A 16,887-nucleotide genomic window follows, 5' to 3' on the forward strand; every position below is an offset into this window, starting at 1 on the left:
GTGACTCCTAGGGGTTCAGAAGAACTACTCGGGTGCTGCTCGGGGCGCTACTCGGGGGTTTCGTCCAGCGCGTGGGCGACCAGGGACAGCAGCGTCTCGATGGCCGAGATCCGGCGGCGGGCGTCCATGATCATTACAGGGATGCGCGGCGGGATCGTCAATGCCTCGCGCACGTCCTCCGGTTCGAAGCGCTCGCTGCCGTCGAAGTGGTTGACCGCGACGACGTACGGCAGCCCGCAGCTCTCGAAGTAGTCCAGCGCCGGGAAGCAGTCCTTCAGGCGCCGGGTGTCCGCGAGGACGACCGCGCCGATCGCGCCGCGCACCAGGTCGTCCCACATGAACCAGAACCGCTGCTGGCCCGGCGTGCCGAACAGGTAGAGCACCAGGTCGTCGTCGAGCGTGATGCGGCCGAAGTCCATGGCCACGGTGGTGGTCGTCTTGCCGGGCGTGGCGGTGAGGTCGTCGGTCTCCTCGCTCGCCTCGGTCATCAGCGCCTCGGTCTGCAGGGGCGTGATCTCCGAGACGGCGGTGACCAGCGTGGTCTTGCCGACGCCGAAGCCGCCGGCCACGACGATCTTCGTGGCGACGGGGGCCCGGCTGCGGTCCGTCTGCCAGGACCGCTCTTGCTCCTCCCCGTCGAGGAGCGGGTTGACGCCGGTGGCGTCAGAGACGGCGTAGTCCACTCAGCACCCTTTCCAGCAGAGCGCGGTCCGGGCGGCCGACGCCGTGTCCGGTACCGGTTCCGTACACACGGATCTTTCCCTGGTCCGCGAGGTCGCTGAGCAGGACCCGGACCACGCCGAGCGGCATCTTCAGCAACGCGGCGATCTCGGCCACCGTACGCATGCGGCGGCACAGTTCGACGATGGCCTGCATCTCCGGCATCACCCGGGTGCTGAGGGAACCATTCGTCAGTTCCTTGCGCTCCTCCGGGGCCTCGAGGGCCGCCACGAAGGTCTCCACGAGGAGGACGTGGCCGAAGCGGGTACGGCCGCCGGTGAGCGAGTAGGGGCGGACGCGGGCGGGTTTGCGGTCGCCGCCGCGTACCGGGAGGTTCTGCCTGCGGTTCTTCGGCGCGTTGCTCATCGGCCGCTCCTCGTCGCGTCGGCCTCTAGGGACTTGCGTAGCTCGGTGCGGAGTTCGGGGGTGAGGACGTGACCGGCGCGGCCGACGAACAGTGCCATGTGATATGCCACCACGCTCATGTCGCACTCCGCGCTGCCGTGCACGCCCAGCAGCGAGCCGTCGCTGATCGACATCACGAAGAGGCTGCCCTCGTCCATCGCGACCATCGTGTGCTTCACCGGGCCGAAGTCCATCAGCCGGGCGGCGCCGACGGTGAGGCTGCCGATGCCGGAGACGATGGTGGCGAGGTCGGCGGCGGAGCCGCGCGGGCCCGTCCGCTTCTCGTTCCTGGCCTCGCGGGCCGCCTCGTTCTGGCCGGGGTCCGAGGAGAGCAGGAGCAGCCCGTCGGAGGAGACCACGGCGACCGACTGGATCCCGGGCACCTCCTCGATGAGGTTGCTCAGCAGCCAGTGCAGATTGCGGGCTTCACTGCTCAGTCCGAAGGTACTGGGCGCGGTCAACTGCTTGCCTCCTCGACTGTGCCCCCCGTGACTTCTTCGGATACGGCTGTTCCGGGTACGGCTCGGGCGCCGCTCGGCACCTGGTTCTGGCCGGTCTGCTCGGCGATCTCCGCCTCGACGTCACGCCGTCCGGCGTCGGCGCCCCTGCGGAAGCCGCCGAGCCTGCGGCGGAGGGCGTCCGCGTCGACACCGGTGCTGCGCTGGCGGGGCGATGGGGCGGGAGCGGTGATCCTGGGGGTGCGCTTGGGGAGGCCCTTGCTGGTGAGCTCGTCCTCGTCCGCCTCGGCTTCGCCTTCGGCGGTTTCGTTCCCACCCGCACCACCCGTGCGGCTTTCGTGGTCAAGTGCCGGTGGCCCCAGTGGGGCGTGCTCGCCGTCGGCGGCCGCGGGCAGCGGTCGCGCGTGGTCCTCGACGTCGGCGGGCTGCGAGGGCGTCCGCGTCTCGGCATCGGCAGACTGCAGGCCGGTCCACGGCTCGGCGTCCGCAGACTGCGGGCCGGTCCACGGCTCGGCATCCGCAGACTGCAGGCGGGTCCGCGGCTCGACGTCGGCGGACTGCGGGCCGGTCCACGGCTCGGCATCCGCAGACTGCAGGCCGGTCCGCGGCTCGGCGTCGGTGGACCGCGGGCCGGTCCGCAGCTCGGCGTCGGCGGGGTGTGCTCGCTCCCCGGACGCTCCCGCTCCCGCTGCCGCGGCCGCGCCCGTCGCCGGGTCCAGCGGGACCAGCAGTTCCATCGTCGTCTCGGCGAAGGTCTCCGCCGGGGCCTTCGGGCGGGCCGTCGGCTCGGGGGCCGCCGCCTGCGGCGGGGCGGCCTGTTCGTGTACGGCGTCCTCGTCGGACCGCCGTACCGCCACGGCCTGTTCGTCGGCCGCGCCGTGCCCGTCCGCCTCCCGAACCGCCCTCTCCGCCAGTGTCACCAGCGGGTCGCCGGACGCCGAGCGGCCGTACAGGACGTTGGAGTTGACCTCCGCGTCCGCGCCGGGGAGGGAGAAGGCGTGGGCGCCGGCCGAGGTCGTCGCGGGCGCGGGGGCCGCGGTCCGCGGGGCCTGGGCCAGCAGCGGCTGGGGCAGGACCACGACCGCCGCCACCCCGCCCTGCTTCTGCTCGCGCAGCTGGACGCGGACGCCGTGCCGGTGGGCGAGGCGGGCGACCACGTAGAGGCCGAGGCCGAGACCGTCCGCGCCCTCCTGGTCGTAGGGCGACTCGGGGTCGAACTCGGCGAGGCGGCCGTTGAGGCGGACCATGCGGTCGGCGGTCATGCCGATGCCCTCGTCCTGGACGGAGAGCATGACCTCGCCGCTCTCCAGCAGCCAGCCGGAGATCTCGACGGGGACGTCCGGCGGGGAGGACGCGGTGGCGTTCTCCATGAGTTCGGCGAGCAGGTGGGAGAGGTCGTCGGCGGCGAACCCGGCCACGTGCGCGTGCGGGGGGAGGGACGCGATCCGGACCCGCTCGTAGCGCTCGATCTCGCTGACCGCCGCCCGGACGACGTCGACCAGCGGGATCGGGCCCGCGTGCTGCTGGACGTGTTCGGTGCCGGCGAGGACCAGGAGGTTCTCGCTGTGGCGGCGCATGACCGTGGCGAAGTGGTCGAGCTTGAAGAGGGTCGACAGGCGCTCGGGGTCCTGTTCGCGCTCCTCCAGGGTCTCGATCACCGCGAGCTGGCGCTCCACCAGGCCGAGCGTGCGCAGCGCGAGGTTGACGAACGTCCCGCCGATGCTGGTGCGCAGCCGTTCCAGCTGGGTGGCCGCGTCGGTGACCTCGGCGCGCAGCTCCTCGCGGGCGTCGGCCATCTTCTGGCGCTGGCCGACCAGGTGCTTGCGGTCGGTCTCCAGGGTGGCGATGCGGTCGTAGAGTTCGGCGGCGTGCGCGTGCAGGGCGTTGACGGAGCGGACGACCTGGGCGAACTCGTCGTTGCGGCCGGTGAAGGCGATCGGTTCCGCGGTGCGCGGGTCCTCGGCGCCGGCGAGGCGGGCCGAGCCCCGGCGGAGCACGGAGAGCGGGCGGGTGAGGGTGCGGGCCATGGCCGTGGCGATGCCGACCGCGACCAGCATCAGGGCGCCGACCACCGCGACGCGGATCTCCAGCGCGGTGACGTCGTCGTCGCGAAGCGCTTCGAGGTCCTTGGTGCGGTGGTCGTAGAGAGCGGACTCCGCGCCCCGCATCAGGTCGACCCGGCCGGTCAGCGCCGCGTCCAGCTTCTTGGTGCCGGTGCCGAGGTCGTCGTCGGAGAGGGTCGGCTGGTCGGTGAGGGCGGCCAGGTACTTGTCGGCGTCGTTGACGTCGCCGCCGGTGACCGTGGAGTCGTACGAGTCGACGGCCGCCTTGGGCGCGGTGTCCCGGAAGTCGGCGAGGGCCGCGTCGGCGCGCAGCCTGGCCTGCTGGGCGGCGGCGGTGAGCGCGTCGCGCTGCTTGCGGTCCGCGTCGGAGGTGGTGGTGCTGGTGACGGGCAGACCGGTGAGCGGGTCGATCGTGGTCCGGGTGGTGCTGGGGATGTTCAGGGCGGCCAGCAGGAGGCCCCGGGCCGCCGCGGACTGCTGGACGGCGGAGTCCAGTTCGGCGAGGGCGTAGGCGCCGGAGCCGGCCCTGGGGGGCATCTGCTCGGCCAGCTGCTCGGCGAGCCGGTGCAGTTGGGTGATGGTCTCCGAGTACGCCTGGTGCGCTTCGAGGGCCGTGCTCCTGCCGGTGAGGGCGGAGCGGCGGACGGTGGCGATGCCGTCGAGGTCGGTGAGCAGCCAGCCGGGGGCGTCGGTGTCCGCGCGCAGGTCCTCGACCTGGCGGTCGACACGGGCGCTGCGGTCCTCGGCGGGCGCCTTGGACTTGGGGCGGCCGGCCGCGATGTAGGAGGTGACCTCGTCGCGCTCGTCGGCGAGCGAGTTGGCGAGGGCCAGCGCGTCCTCGGTGCGGCCGGACAGCGTCACCAGGTCCTGGGAGTCGCTCAGCTGCCCGGAGGCGGTGAGCAGGGCGGGTGCTCCGGCGCCCGCGATCGCCGCGGCGACCACGGCCACGGCCACGATCAGCCGGGTGCGGACGTGCTTGGAGCGGCCGGTGCCGACGGGGGCCGCGGCGCCCGTTTCGGAGGCCGTCTTCTTGCCTGTGCGCCGAGGCCGCGTCTTCTGCACCGGTGCTCGCATTCCTGAACTCGTGTACCCAAGGGGTTGGGTGGCACCCCGTCATAATCCCCGGCATTTCGGTGCCAAGTGGTGCGTGCACCCGTCTTGTACGGTCCCCGACCCTCCCAGCGCCGGTGGGCAGTGGGCTCACATCACCCGACCCGCCACCCGAAGGAGTGAACATCGGAGGGGAGTTGGCGGGCAAGTTCCGGCGGGCCGTGCGGGTGCCTTTTCCGGCTGGCCGGTTGGACGCGGACGGCAGGCTTTGACAGGATTCGCCACCGCACCTTCCCGGAGTGCGCCATTCCACCCCAAAACAGGCGGCTGACCTGCGGGACCGTATCAATTCCCGGGTTGTTGCCAGCCTTTGGTGAAGCCCGTGAAGGGGTCGTGCAGACTGGCCGAATGCGTACTGAGGTCGTTTCGGAACCCGGCACCCCCGACCGTCCCAACGAGGACTTCGCCGGTGTCGGGCTTCCCGCCTCCGGGCAGGGGGGTTGCGTGATCGTCCTGGACGGGGTCACCCCGCCCCGGGACGGCACCGGCTGTCTGCATTCCGTCCACTGGTTCACCGCGCGGCTGGGCGGCGCGCTGACCGAACTGACCGTTTCGCGAGGAGATCTGACGCTGCGGGAGATCCTCGAACAGGCGATCGCTCGCACAGCCGCGGCACATGGTGACACCTGTGACCTTTCTCACCCGCGCACCCCGCAGGCGACGGTGGTGCTGAGCCGGTGGTCCGCGGAGACCGTGGAGTTCCTGGTCCTGTCGGACTCCGTGCTGCTCCTGAGGTCGGCCGAGGGCACGGTCACCCCGGTCCTCGACGACCGGCTCGACCGGGTGCCGCGCGCCTCGCTGGCGTCGGACGCGATCGCCGACGCCACGGTCCGCAACAAGGAGGGCGGCTTCTTCACGGCTGCCGCCGACCCCTCGGTGGCGGCCCGCGCGGTCACCGGGTCCGTGCCCCGCGCGGAGGTGCGCGCGCTGGCCGCCCTCACGGACGGGGCGACCCGCTGGACGGAGAAGTTCCGCGAGGGCGACTGGACGGCCCTGCTGGACACCGTGCGCAAGGAGGGAGCGCGGGCGCTGGTCGGCCGGGTGCGGGAGCTGGAGGCGGCCGACCGGGAGGAGCGGGTGTTCCTGCGGCGGAGCAAGACGCACGACGACGCGACGGTGGTGTACGTCGAGCTGTGAAGCCGGCGGTGCCGGCCAGGTGACGGCTACTTCTCCATGACGCCGTTCAACTGGTTCAGCAGCCGGGCCAGTTCCGCGACCTCGGTACGCTCCCAGTGGGCGAGCTGGCGGACGTAGCGGCCGCGGCGGGCCTCGCGGACCGTGCCGACCCGGCGCCGGCCCTCCTCGGTGAGGGCGACCAGCCAGGCCCGTCCGTCGGCCGGGTCGGGCTCGCGGGCGATCAGGCCGAGCTCCTCCAGGGCGCGCAGCTGGCGGGACATGGTGGCCTTGCCGACGCCGATGTAGGCGGCCAGCTCGGTGGCGCGCTGGCCGCCGCACTCGTCGAGCCGTACGAGCAGTCCGTACGCGGCGGACTCCAGGTCGGGGTGGACCTCCCGGGCCATCTCGCCCTGGCTGGCCCGGGCGCGGCGCAGCAGCACCGTCAACTCGCGTTCCAGGGCCAGGAACTCCTGGTCCGCACCGCTCGGCGTCAACCCGGTGGCGGCGCGCCGTTCGTCGCTCTTCTCGTCCTCGTGCACGTCAGCACCCCTGATCGGTTTCACAGTCCTGAAAGTTTCCGTCAAGCCCCGTCATCGCCGCAGCTCGCCAAGTATTCCGCAGGCGTAGACCAGCGGCAGCCTCCGGACCCCCTTCCCCGGGTCCGGCCCGTGCGTGGCGTCCGGACCAGGGCCATGGCCGGCCCGCCCGCGCCATTCGGAGGCGTCGTGCCGTGTGACACTGCGTCGTGTCGCACCGCGCGAACCGGCCGCCTCTGGCATATCTGGGACTTCGACCTCACCCCACGGAGGCACGTCATGCGTGTGCACAGACCCGCCCCCACACTCCTGACCGGCCTGCTGGTGCTGCTGCTCGCGGCGCTCGCCCCGGTCCCCGCCCACGCCGACGCGTCCCGCCCGGCCGTCCCGGCCCGCGGCTCGGCGTACATGGGCATCGGCGTCCTGGCCCACGACGGCCAGAGCGGCACGCCCAAGACCGGCCTGGCCACCCAGGCGGAAGGTGTCGACGTCGCCAGCTACCAGGGCGACGTCTCCTGGTCGACCCTGCTGGGCAGCGGGGTCCGATGGGCGTACACCAAGGCGACGGAAGGCACGTACTACACGAACCCCTCCTTCACCCAGCAGTACAACGGCTCCTACGACGTCGGCATGATCCGCGGCGCCTACCACTTCGCGACCCCGGACACCGCCGGCGGCGCCGCCCAGGCCGACTACTTCGTCGACCACGGCGGCGGCTGGTCGAAGGACGGCCGGACCCTTCCCGGCGTCCTCGACATCGAGTGGAACCCGTACGGCGCAGCGTGCTACGGCAAGTCCAAGAGCGGGATGGTCACCTGGATCACCGACTTCCTGAACCGGTACAAGGCCCGCACCGGCCGTGCCGCGGTGATCTACACGGCGACCAGCTGGTGGAGCGACTGCACCGGCAACCACAGCGGCTTCGCCTCCGCCAACCCGCTGTGGATCGCCCGGTACGCCTCGGAGGTGGGCACCCTGCCGGCCGGCTGGTCGGCCTACACGATGTGGCAGTACACGTCGACCGGGCCGACGGTCGGGGACCACGACAAGTTCAACGGGGCCCTGGACCGGGTGGTGGCACTCGCCAACGGGTAGGCGGTGCCGCGGCGCCGCGGACGGATGACGGCGCACAGGGCGAAGGCCCGGGCCCCTCGCGGGAACCCGGGCCTTCTGCATCCGGCAGCGTCCGTCACGCCGCTACCGGAAACTCCGGCGCCGCGCCGTTCGTGGCGGGCGCGAGCGCCAGCTCCAGGACCTGGCGGACGTCGGTCACGGCGTGGACGTCGAGCTTGTCCAGCACCTCGGCCGGGACGTCGTCCAGGTCGGCCTCGTTGCGCTTCGGGATGACGACGGTCTTCACCCCGGCGCGCTGGGCGGCGAGCAGCTTCTGCTTCAGGCCGCCGATGGGCAGCACCCGGCCGGTCAGCGAGACCTCGCCGGTCATCGCCACGTCCGTGCGGACCAGCCGCCCGGAGAGCAGCGACGCGAGGGCCGTCGTCATCGTGACGCCGGCGCTCGGGCCGTCCTTCGGGACCGCGCCCGCCGGGAAGTGGATGTGCACGCCCCGGTCCTTCAGGTCGCCGACCGGGAGCTCCAGTTCGGCGCCGTGCGAGCGGAGGAAGGACAGGGCGATCTGCGCGCTCTCCTTCATCACGTCGCCCAGCTGACCGGTGAGGGTCAGGCCGGCCGCGCCCGTCTCCGGGTCGGCCAGCGACGCCTCGACGAAGAGGACGTCGCCGCCGGCGCCGGTGACCGCGAGACCCGTTGCCACGCCCGGGACCGCCGTGCGGCGCTCGGCCGGGTCCTGCGCGGACTCGGGCACGTGGTGCGGCCGGCCGATCAGGGCCCGCAGGTCCTCGTCCCTGATCGTGAACGGCAGCTCCCGCTCGCCCAGTTCGTGCTGCGCCGCCACCTTGCGGAGCAGCCGCGCGATCGAGCGCTCCAGGGTGCGGACGCCCGCCTCACGCGTGTACTCGCCGGCCAGCTTGCGCAGCGCGCTCTCGTCGAGGACGACCTCGTCCTTGTCGATGCCGGCCCGCTCCAGCTGGCGCGGGAGCAGGTGGTCACGGGCGATGACGACCTTCTCGTCCTCGGTGTAGCCGTCCAGACGGACCAGCTCCATGCGGTCGAGCAGGGCCTCCGGGATGGCTTCGAGCACGTTGGCCGTGGCGAGGAACACCACGTCGCTCAGGTCGAGCTCGACCTCCAGGTAGTGGTCGCGGAAGGTGTGGTTCTGCGCCGGGTCCAGGACTTCGAGCAGGGCCGCGGCCGGGTCGCCGCGGAAGTCGGAGCCCACCTTGTCGATCTCGTCGAGCAGGACGACCGGGTTCATCGAACCGGCCTCCTTGATGGCCCGCACGATCCGGCCGGGCAGCGCGCCGACGTACGTACGGCGGTGGCCGCGGATCTCGGCCTCGTCCCGGACGCCGCCGAGGGCGACCCGGACGAACTTCCGCCCCATCGCGTGGGCGACCGACTCGCCGAGCGAGGTCTTGCCGACACCGGGCGGGCCGACGAGGGCCAGCACGGCACCGCCACGGCGCCCGCCGATGACGCCGAGGCCCCGGTCGTTACGGCGCTTGCGCACCGCCAGGTACTCGGTGATCCGCTCCTTCACGTCCTCCAGGCCGGCGTGCTCGGCGTCCAGGACCGCCTTGGCGCCCTGGATGTCGTACTGGTCCTCGGTCCGCTCGTTCCACGGCAGTTCGAGGACGGTGTCCAGCCAGGTGCGGATCCAGGAGCCCTCGGGCGACTGGTCGCTGGACCGCTCCAGCTTGTCGACCTCCTTGAGGGCGGCCTCGCGGACCTTCTCCGGCAGGTCGGCGGCCTCCACGCGGGCGCGGTAGTCGTCGGACTCCTCGCCGTCCTTCGCGGCGTCGCCGTTCAGCTCGCGCAGCTCCTTGCGGACCGCCTCCAGCTGGCGGCGGAGCAGGAACTCGCGCTGCTGCTTGTCGACGCCCTCCTGGACGTCCTTGGCGATGGTCTCGGCCACGTCCTGCTCGGCGAGGTGGTCGCGCAGCTGCTGGGTGGCCAGCTTGAGGCGGGCGACCGCGTCGACGGTCTCCAGCAGCTCGATCTTCTGCTCGGTGGTCAGGAAGGGCGAGTAACCGGAGTTGTCGGCGAGCTGGGAGACGTCGTCGATGGCCTGCACCCGGTCCACGACCTGCCAGGCGCCGCGCTTGCGCAGCCAGGCGGTGGCGAGGGCCTTGTACTCCTTGACCAGTTCGGTGACATGACCGGGCACCGGGTCCGGGACGTTCTCGTCGATGCGGGTGCCCTCCACCCACAGGGCGGCACCCGGGCCGGTGGTACCGGCGCCGATGCGCACCCGGTAGCGGCCGCGGATCAGCGCGCCCGGGTCGCCGTCGGCCAGGCGGCCGACCTGTTCCACGGTGCCGAGCACACCGGTGCCCGGGTAGGTGCCGTCGACACGGGGCACCAGCAGCACCTTCGGCTTGCCGGGCTCGGTACGGGCGGCAGCCTGCGCGGCCTCGACGGCGGCGCGTACATCAGGGTCCTTCAGGTCCAGCGGGACCACCATCCCGGGCAGCACGACCTCGTCGTCGAGAGGCAGCACAGGGAGGGTGAGTGATGCGGACGTCGAAGCCATGATCTCCCCTTCGGCAGTCAACTTGAGTTATGCCGACTCAATGCTTGGGGGTCCAGAAATGTTCCCATGCATATGTTCGCTCTGGGCGATCGGGTGGTGACCTGGCATGTTTCCGGTGCACGACCGGAAAAACAGCTGATCGCCCCGGGCGCATTCCCCTACGGTCGGCCGGTGACCGACACCGACAGCACCGCGGCCCTGCTGGCCGCCTACGACGCCCAGATGCGCGCCGTCCAGCCCGTCCCCGCGCCCGGGATCACCTACGAGCACGACGGTCCGGTCCTCCGGGTGGTGGGCCAGCACCGCGGCTTCGTGACCGGGCCGCGCGACTGGGGCGGGGTGCGCGGCCACGAGCTGGACGTGCTGATCGCCCGGCAGCGGGACTACTTCGCGGCGCGCGGCGAGGCGATGGAGTGGAAGACGCGCGGGCACGACGACCCGGCGGACCTCCCCGACCGGCTGCGGGCGGCGGGCTTCGTGCCCGAGCCGCCGGAGACGGTCCTGACCGCCCCGGTCGGCGAACTGGCCGTGGCGGCACCCGCCCTGCCGCCGGCCGTGACACTGCGCCGGGTCACCGCCGACGCGGACCTGGACCGGATCGCCGCGCTGGAGACGGCGGTGTGGGGCGTGGACATGGCGTGGCTCGCCGGTTACCTGCGGGGCCTGCTCGCGGTGGCCCCGGACGGCACCGAGATCTTCGTCGCCGAGGCTGCCGGAGAGGTCGTCTCGGCGGCCTGGGTGTCCTTCCGGCCGGGCACGGACTTCGCCATGCTGCTGGGCGGCTCCACCCTGGCCGAGTGGCGCGGCCAGGGCGTCTACCGCGCCCTGGTCGCCCTGCGAGCGACCCGCGCGGCGGCCCGCAACGCCCCCCACCTCCTCGTGGAGGCCTCGTCCGACAGCGCCCCGATCCTCAAGCGCCTGGGCTTCACGGCGATCACGACCACGACGCCGTACGTCTGGAGCCCGGCCCACTGAAACGCGCCCCCAAAGGGGCGCGGGGAACTGCGCGAGCAACCACGACGCGCCCGCACCCGGCAATCGACCGCACCCCTTACGGCGAGCGGCACCCGCAGCTCCGGCACCGCCGGACAACACCGTCGGGGCTGAGCACCGTTGCGGCGGGAAAAGAGAGTGCTCACCGCCACGACCCCGCAAGGCCGCCGCTACACCACCGCAACACAACCCACAGGAAAAGCCCCGAAACTGCCAGCGGAGGCACAGCAAATGGCGGCACACGACGGGGCCCGGGGAGGGACACATGGGTGAGAAGCAGCCGACGCCCAAGCGGCCGGCACGGCGCACCGTGCTCACCGGCGCAGCCGTCGTCGCGGCCGGCGCCGCCCTCCCGCCGGCCCTGCGCGCCCTCGGCGACGACGGCGCCGGCGCCCCGGCCCCCGCCCGCACCGCCCCCGCGGCCCCCGTCGCGAGCCGCCCGGCGTCGTCGGCCTCCCCCCTCCCCCGCACCGACCCGCGCCCGAACATCCTCCTGGTCCTCACCGACGACCAGCCCAAGGAGACGGACTGGGCGGTCCGGCGTACCGCCGACTGGCTGGGCGGGCAGGGCGTGACCTTCGCCCGGGCGCATGCCAACACCCCGCTCTGCGCGCCCTCCCGGGCCTCGATCATGTCGGGGCGGTACGCGCACCACCACGGCGTCCTGGACACCGTCCACCCCTACCACCTCGACCAGCACACGACCATGCAGCGCCAGTTGCACGAGGCCGGCTACCGCACCGGTCTGTTCGGCAAGTACCTCAACTACTGGCACACCGGCGACAACCCGCCACACTTCGACGAGTGGCTCCTCCAGGAGCCGGTGGCGTACTACGACGGCCACTACAACGACAACGGCACGGTCCGGAACATCCCCGGCTACAACACCCACGTCATCAGGGACCGCGCCCTCGCCTTCATCGACAGGTCCCGGACCGACACCCGGCCCTGGTTCGCGTACGTCGCCACCCGCAGCGCGCACGAACTCAACATCCCGGAGCGCAGGTACGCGCACGCGCGCGTGCCGGAGTGGCCCGGCCGGCCCTCCGTGTACGAGGGCGACAAGAGCGACAAGCCGCCGTTCCTGCGCACGGCGAAGCACACGTACGACCAGGGAAAGGCGCTGCGCGGCCGCCAGTTGCGCACCCTGCTGTCGGTGGACGACGCGATGCGCGACTTCCGGGACCGGCTGCGCGCACTGGGTCAGCTGGAGAACACGCTCGTGCTGTTCACCAGCGACCACGGGCTGTGCTGGGCGGACCACGGCTGGCTGCGCAAGTCGGTGCCCTACCGGCCCAGCCTGGAGGTGCCGTTCTGGCTGTCCTGGCCGGCGCGGGGGCTGGACAAGGGCACCGTCGACGACCGGCTCACCGGCCATGTCGACATCGCCCCGACCCTCCTGGACGCGGCCGGCATCACCCCGGACACCCCGCACGACGGCCACTCGCTCCTGGACACCCGCAACGACCGCGACCGCCTCCTCGCCGAGTGGTGGTGGAACCGGCAGGACCAGGAGCCGATCCACACCTGGGCCACCCACGTCGGCAGGTCCACCCAGTACACCGAGTACTACCGCACGCGACTCGACCGGCAGGGCCGGCCCACGCAGGGCGACGGCGCCGTCCTCTTCCGCGAGTTCTACGACCTGGCCGCCGACCCCTACCAGCTCACCAACCGTCTGCACGGCGCCACGGCCGAGCAGGAAGCGGCCCTCGGCGTACCGGAACTGGCGAGGGGACTGGCCGCGGCGCGGCGCGCCTGACCGCTCAGGGAGCGACAGGGACGGCGGCGAGGGCCTGGACCCGCTCCCGCCGCCAGCGCCGCACCAGCGGCCAGAGCCCGGTGCCGATGCCCAGCGAGATCAGGTGCCCCCAGTTGGTCATCGGGTCCTGGAAGGCGACGAGGTCGGTGACGAGGCTGTAGCCGACCAGGGCGAGCAGCGACCAGCGCAGCCAGGGGGCGAGGAGACCGGAGAGCGCGCCGATGCTGGCGGCCACGCCGAAGCTGATGCCGTAGTCGAGGCGGTGCAGCGAGGTGTCGGGAAGGTGGCCGACCAGGACCGCGATGCCGACCGGGACCTCGGTCGCGAGGGTGGCCAGGACATGGCCGGTCAGGAAGACGAGGATCGCGCGGGCACCGCCTATCCGCCGCTCCAGCGCGGTCAGGACGAGCACGAATGCCAGCGCGTACGGCGACAGCAGCCCGCCCGCGATCCACAGCGCGCTGGCCAGCAGCACGAAGACCGGGGTGCGCAGCAGGTGGGCGACGTCGGTGCTGGAGTCCTGGTAGACCGCGTACCGCAGGCCGGGGCCGGCCCAGCTCGCGAAGAGCGAGGTGAGGGCCAGGATCGCCGTGTAGGCGAAGGTGACCGGGGTGCCGGTGGGGGTGGGGAGGAGCCGCCAGGGCAGCACGCGCCAGGACGCCGGACTCCAGGCGGGCGGAGGCCTGAAGCGCAGGTGGCGGGCGGGGCTCAGGACTCCCGGGACAGGCGCCGCGAGCGGGCCGCGCTGGCGGGGCACGCCGTCGAGGAGGGCGGCGACGTCCCCGGCCGGAAGGGCCGCGACGTCCCCGGCGGGAAGGGGCTCGGGCGTGGGCGTCGATGCGGCCCTCGCGGTCCGTTCCACGGTGAGGCGCTCCTTCCGTTTCACCCCACCCTTCGCCGTCCCGGGAGCCGCTGTCTATGACCGAGGCCACCCGGGGGACGATTCAAAGGATTTTCTGAAGAACCAAGAGGGGTCAGGAGGAACCATACGAGCCGCTTCCCGTCACCCGCGGGCGCGAAGCGCCGGGCGGCCCCTCGAACGGGTGACACCCGTGCGGCTGCCCGACACCCGTAATTCGGGTGGCCGCAAAGCCCTGTTGGGGCAGGATGGCCGCTATGACGACCTCGGCCTCCACGCCCGACAGCCTCCCCGTGGTCCTGGACCGGCGGGACGGGCCGTACGGCGAGGTGGTGCTGCGCAGACACGGCGAACTCCTGCAGATCATCGCCAACGGCTGCTTCCTGATGGACACCTCGGACGGCCGCTCGGAACGTTTGCTGGTGGACGCCGCGTACCGGGCGCTGGACGGACGGAGCGAGCCCGCGGTGCTGATCGGCGGGCTGGGCGTCGGGTTCTCGCTGGCCCGTGCCGCGCAGGACCCCCGCTGGGGGCGGATCACGGTCGTGGAGCGGGAGCCGGCGGTCGTCGACTGGCACCGGGACGGCCCGCTCGGCGCGCTCTCCGCCCGCGCGTTCGCCGATCCGCGCACGGTGGTCGTCGAGAGCGATCTCGTTACTTACGTCAATGAGACATCGGACACGTTCGACGCGCTGTGCCTGGACATCGACAACGGCCCCGGCTGGACCGTCGACGAGGGCAACGAGGGGCTCTACTCACCGGCCGGACTCGCAAGCTGCGCAAGGGTGTTGAGGCCCGGCGGGGTACTCGCCGTATGGTCGGCGCAGCCCTCTGCGGAATTCGAGGGAACCTTGTGGAATGCCGGTTTCCAACGGGTGCGTACCGAAGAGATGCCGGTTGCCCGGGGCGTTCCCGACGTCGTCCACCTTGCCGTCCGCCCTGGATAGCGGGTGCGCCTCCTGTCCCCGTAATGTGCACCCCTGACGCGGATCATTCAAGCGTCAATCGCAGTCATGGGATCACCCCACTGGTTCCGGAAAGCACACAGGGGCGGGCGATGGAGCAGACACACACCTCCCACAACGGCACGGCGACGGCCACCCAGGGCGCCCAGCGCCGGGTTCTGGTCGTCGAGGACGACCCCACGATCGTCGACGCCATCGCGGTCCGCCTGCGCGCCGAGGGGTTCCTCGTGCAAACGGCGGGCGACGGTCCGGCGGCCGTCGACACCGCCGAGGCCTGGCAGCCCGACCTGCTGATCCTCGACATCATGCTGCCCGGCTTCGACGGTCTGGAGGTCTGCCGGCGCGTGCAGGCGGCCCGGCCGGTGCCGGTGCTGATGCTCACCGCGCGGGACGACGAGACCGACATGCTGGTCGGCCTCGGGGTCGGCGCCGACGACTACATGACCAAGCCGTTCTCCATGCGGGAACTGGCGGCACGCGTGCACGTGCTGCTGCGGCGGGTGGAGCGGGCGGCCATCGCGGCCTCCACGCCCCGCTCCGGCATCCTGCGCCTCGGCGAGCTGGAGATCGACCACGCACAGCGCCGGGTCCGGGTGCGCAGCGAGGACGTGCACCTGACCCCCACCGAGTTCGACCTCCTGGTGTGCCTGGCGAACACCCCGCGCGCGGTGCTCTCCCGTGAGCAGCTGCTCGCCGAGGTGTGGGACTGGGCGGACGCCTCCGGCACCCGCACGGTCGACAGCCACATCAAGGCGCTGCGCCGGAAGATCGGCGCCGAGCGGATCCGCACCGTGCACGGTGTCGGCTACGCGCTGGAGACACCGACGCCATGAGCGCCGGGCCGGCCGGACCAAGAGGTCCCGGGGGTCCCGGGGGCCCGGGGGGCTCCGGGGAGGAGCCCTGGGGCGGGGTACGCCCGTTCTCGATCAAGACCAAGTTGGGTGCGCTGGTCGTCGTCTCGGTGCTGATCACCACCGGGCTGTCGATCGTCGCGGTGCACACCAAGACGGAGCTCCGCTTCATCACGGTCTTCTCGATGATCGCCACACTGCTGATAACGCAGTTCGTGGCCCATTCGCTCACCGCGCCGCTGGACGACATGAACGCGGTGGCCCGGTCGATATCGCAGGGCGACTACACGCGCCGGGTGCGCGAGAACCGCCGGGACGAACTGGGCGACCTGGCCGAGACGATCAACGTCATGGCCGACGAGCTGGAGGCCCAGGACCGGCAGCGCAAGGAGCTGGTCGCGAACGTCTCGCACGAGCTGCGCACGCCGATCGCCGGGCTGCGGGCCGTCCTGGAGAACGTCGTGGACGGGATCGCCGAGCCGGACACCGAGACGATGCGCACGGCCCTGAAGCAGACCGAGCGCCTCGGACGGCTCGTGGAGACCCTCCTCGACCTGTCCCGGCTCGACAACGGCGTCGTACCGCTGCGCCAGCGCCGGTTCGAGGTGTGGCCGTACCTCTCGGGCGTGCTCAAGGAGGCCAACATGGTCACCGGGGCCCGCGCGAGCCTGGCCTCGGGCTCCGGGAACCACACGCGTACGGACGTCCATCTGCACCTCGACGTGTCGCCGCCCGAGCTGACCGCGCACGCCGACCCGGAGCGCATCCACCAGGTCGTGGCGAACCTCATCGACAACGCGGTCAAGCACAGCCCGGCGCACGGCCGGGTGACCGTGAAGGCGCGGCGCGGGCCGCAGCCGGAGTCGCTGGAGCTGGAGGTCCTGGACGAGGGTCCCGGCATTCCGCGCTCGGAGTGGCACCGCGTCTTCGAACGCTTCAACCGCGGCTCCGTACGGCGGCCGCACGGTCCGGGCAGCGACGGCGGCACCGGGCTGGGCCTGGCGATCGCCCGGTGGGCGGTGGATCTGCACGGCGGCCGGATCGGCGTGGCCGAATCCGACCGGGGCTGCAGGATCATCGTCACTCTCCCAGGGCTTTCATCCGTGCCAAGTTGACGTAAAGTTCGATCCGGAGCCTCAAGATCCACCTGTGGTCGGCACGGTCGTCCGCGCCGCCGGACACGTGTGATCAGGTGCGGCACCCGCGCATGTCGGGCCGGGTGCCGGAGCGAGGTGATCACCGGCGCTGCCGAGTCATGTCCGGTTCCGTCCTCCCAGAGCGCAACCGCGTTTGTTTCCCGCCATATCAAGCCCCGAAACACAGTTTTCGATGTGACTTACGCGACGATGAACCGGCCCGACCTGACCTTCGCGGTCTTGGAGGCGTAGCCTTTATTCCCGCTGTCCATAACCTTGTGAAGCGGAAGAGGGCGGTTGCCG

General features: G+C 72.1%; 14 protein-coding genes. 7 read left to right on the plus strand and 7 right to left on the minus strand.

From position 1 onward, the window contains the following. Positions 1 to 47: 47 nt before the first annotated feature. From ACFZB3_RS32600 to ACFZB3_RS32615, 4 genes are read right to left on the minus strand one after another with little or no spacing between them, the layout of a single operon-like run. On the minus strand, positions 48 to 683 hold the full coding sequence (locus tag ACFZB3_RS32600; RefSeq protein WP_391381728.1) for an ATP/GTP-binding protein: 636 nt from the start codon (positions 681 to 683) through the stop codon (positions 48 to 50). Further along, positions 664 to 1,086, minus strand: coding sequence for a DUF742 domain-containing protein (locus tag ACFZB3_RS32605; protein ID WP_391381730.1), 423 nt, complete (start codon positions 1,084 to 1,086; stop codon positions 664 to 666). Before ACFZB3_RS32605 ends, ACFZB3_RS32600 begins: the two co-directional genes overlap by 20 nt. Then, positions 1,083 to 1,586, minus strand: coding sequence for a roadblock/LC7 domain-containing protein (locus tag ACFZB3_RS32610; RefSeq protein ID WP_351720531.1), 504 nt, complete (start codon positions 1,584 to 1,586; stop codon positions 1,083 to 1,085). The genes ACFZB3_RS32605 and ACFZB3_RS32610 overlap by 4 nt, the downstream gene beginning before the upstream one ends. Then, positions 1,583 to 4,708, minus strand: coding sequence for a nitrate- and nitrite sensing domain-containing protein (locus ACFZB3_RS32615; protein WP_391381734.1), 3,126 nt, complete (start codon positions 4,706 to 4,708; stop codon positions 1,583 to 1,585). Before ACFZB3_RS32615 ends, ACFZB3_RS32610 begins: the two co-directional genes overlap by 4 nt. A gap of 396 nt (positions 4,709 to 5,104) precedes the next feature. Here ACFZB3_RS32615 and ACFZB3_RS32620 point away from each other — a divergent pair, with 396 nt between their 5' ends. Further along, positions 5,105 to 5,893 carry a hypothetical protein gene (locus ACFZB3_RS32620; RefSeq protein ID WP_391381736.1) on the plus strand — a complete coding sequence of 263 codons (789 nt, stop codon included), beginning with the start codon at positions 5,105 to 5,107 and terminating at the stop codon, positions 5,891 to 5,893. 26 nt (positions 5,894 to 5,919) lie between these two features. Here ACFZB3_RS32620 and ACFZB3_RS32625 read toward each other — a convergent pair whose 3' ends face one another. After that, positions 5,920 to 6,411 carry a MarR family transcriptional regulator gene (locus ACFZB3_RS32625; RefSeq protein ID WP_391381738.1) on the minus strand — a complete coding sequence of 164 codons (492 nt, stop codon included), beginning with the start codon at positions 6,409 to 6,411 and terminating at the stop codon, positions 5,920 to 5,922. A 276-nt stretch (positions 6,412 to 6,687) separates the two neighbouring features. Here ACFZB3_RS32625 and ACFZB3_RS32630 point away from each other — a divergent pair, with 276 nt between their 5' ends. Next, positions 6,688 to 7,503, plus strand: a complete 816-nt coding sequence (locus ACFZB3_RS32630) for a GH25 family lysozyme (RefSeq protein WP_391381740.1) — start codon at positions 6,688 to 6,690, stop codon at positions 7,501 to 7,503. 94 nt (positions 7,504 to 7,597) lie between these two features. Here ACFZB3_RS32630 and lon read toward each other — a convergent pair whose 3' ends face one another. Beyond that, positions 7,598 to 10,018 carry an endopeptidase La gene (lon, locus tag ACFZB3_RS32635; RefSeq protein WP_391381743.1) on the minus strand — a complete coding sequence of 807 codons (2,421 nt, stop codon included), beginning with the start codon at positions 10,016 to 10,018 and terminating at the stop codon, positions 7,598 to 7,600. Positions 10,019 to 10,240: 222 nt separating this feature from the next. Here lon and ACFZB3_RS32640 point away from each other — a divergent pair, with 222 nt between their 5' ends. Beyond that, positions 10,241 to 10,993: a GNAT family N-acetyltransferase gene (locus tag ACFZB3_RS32640; RefSeq protein ID WP_391382158.1), complete on the plus strand. Its 753-nt coding sequence runs from the start codon at positions 10,241 to 10,243 to the stop codon at positions 10,991 to 10,993. A 283-nt stretch (positions 10,994 to 11,276) separates the two neighbouring features. Then, entirely contained in the window at positions 11,277 to 12,773 is a 1,497-nt protein-coding gene (locus ACFZB3_RS32645; protein WP_391381745.1) for a sulfatase-like hydrolase/transferase, read from the plus strand. A 4-nt stretch (positions 12,774 to 12,777) separates the two neighbouring features. Here ACFZB3_RS32645 and ACFZB3_RS32650 read toward each other — a convergent pair whose 3' ends face one another. Next, positions 12,778 to 13,635, minus strand: a complete 858-nt coding sequence (locus ACFZB3_RS32650) for a rhomboid-like protein (protein ID WP_391381747.1) — start codon at positions 13,633 to 13,635, stop codon at positions 12,778 to 12,780. Between the two features lie 254 nt (positions 13,636 to 13,889). On the opposite strand from ACFZB3_RS32650, the gene ACFZB3_RS32655 reads away from it, so the two are divergent. The 3 genes from ACFZB3_RS32655 (at position 13,890) to ACFZB3_RS32665 (ending at position 16,563) form a co-directional block, all read left to right on the plus strand. Beyond that, complete coding sequence (locus ACFZB3_RS32655) at positions 13,890 to 14,579, plus strand: spermidine synthase (RefSeq protein WP_391381749.1); 690 nt, start codon at positions 13,890 to 13,892, stop codon at positions 14,577 to 14,579. A 110-nt stretch (positions 14,580 to 14,689) separates the two neighbouring features. Then, the gene (locus ACFZB3_RS32660) at positions 14,690 to 15,430 is read left to right on the plus strand and encodes a response regulator (protein WP_391381751.1); all 741 of its coding nucleotides are present in this window, start codon (positions 14,690 to 14,692) and stop codon (positions 15,428 to 15,430) included. Next, entirely contained in the window at positions 15,427 to 16,563 is a 1,137-nt protein-coding gene (locus ACFZB3_RS32665; protein WP_391381753.1) for an ATP-binding protein, read from the plus strand. Before ACFZB3_RS32660 ends, ACFZB3_RS32665 begins: the two co-directional genes overlap by 4 nt. The last annotated feature ends 324 nt before the right edge of the window (positions 16,564 to 16,887 follow it).

This window comes from Streptomyces sp. NPDC008092, assembly GCF_042957285.1.
Taxonomy (GTDB): Bacteria; Actinomycetota; Actinomycetes; order Streptomycetales; family Streptomycetaceae; genus Streptomyces.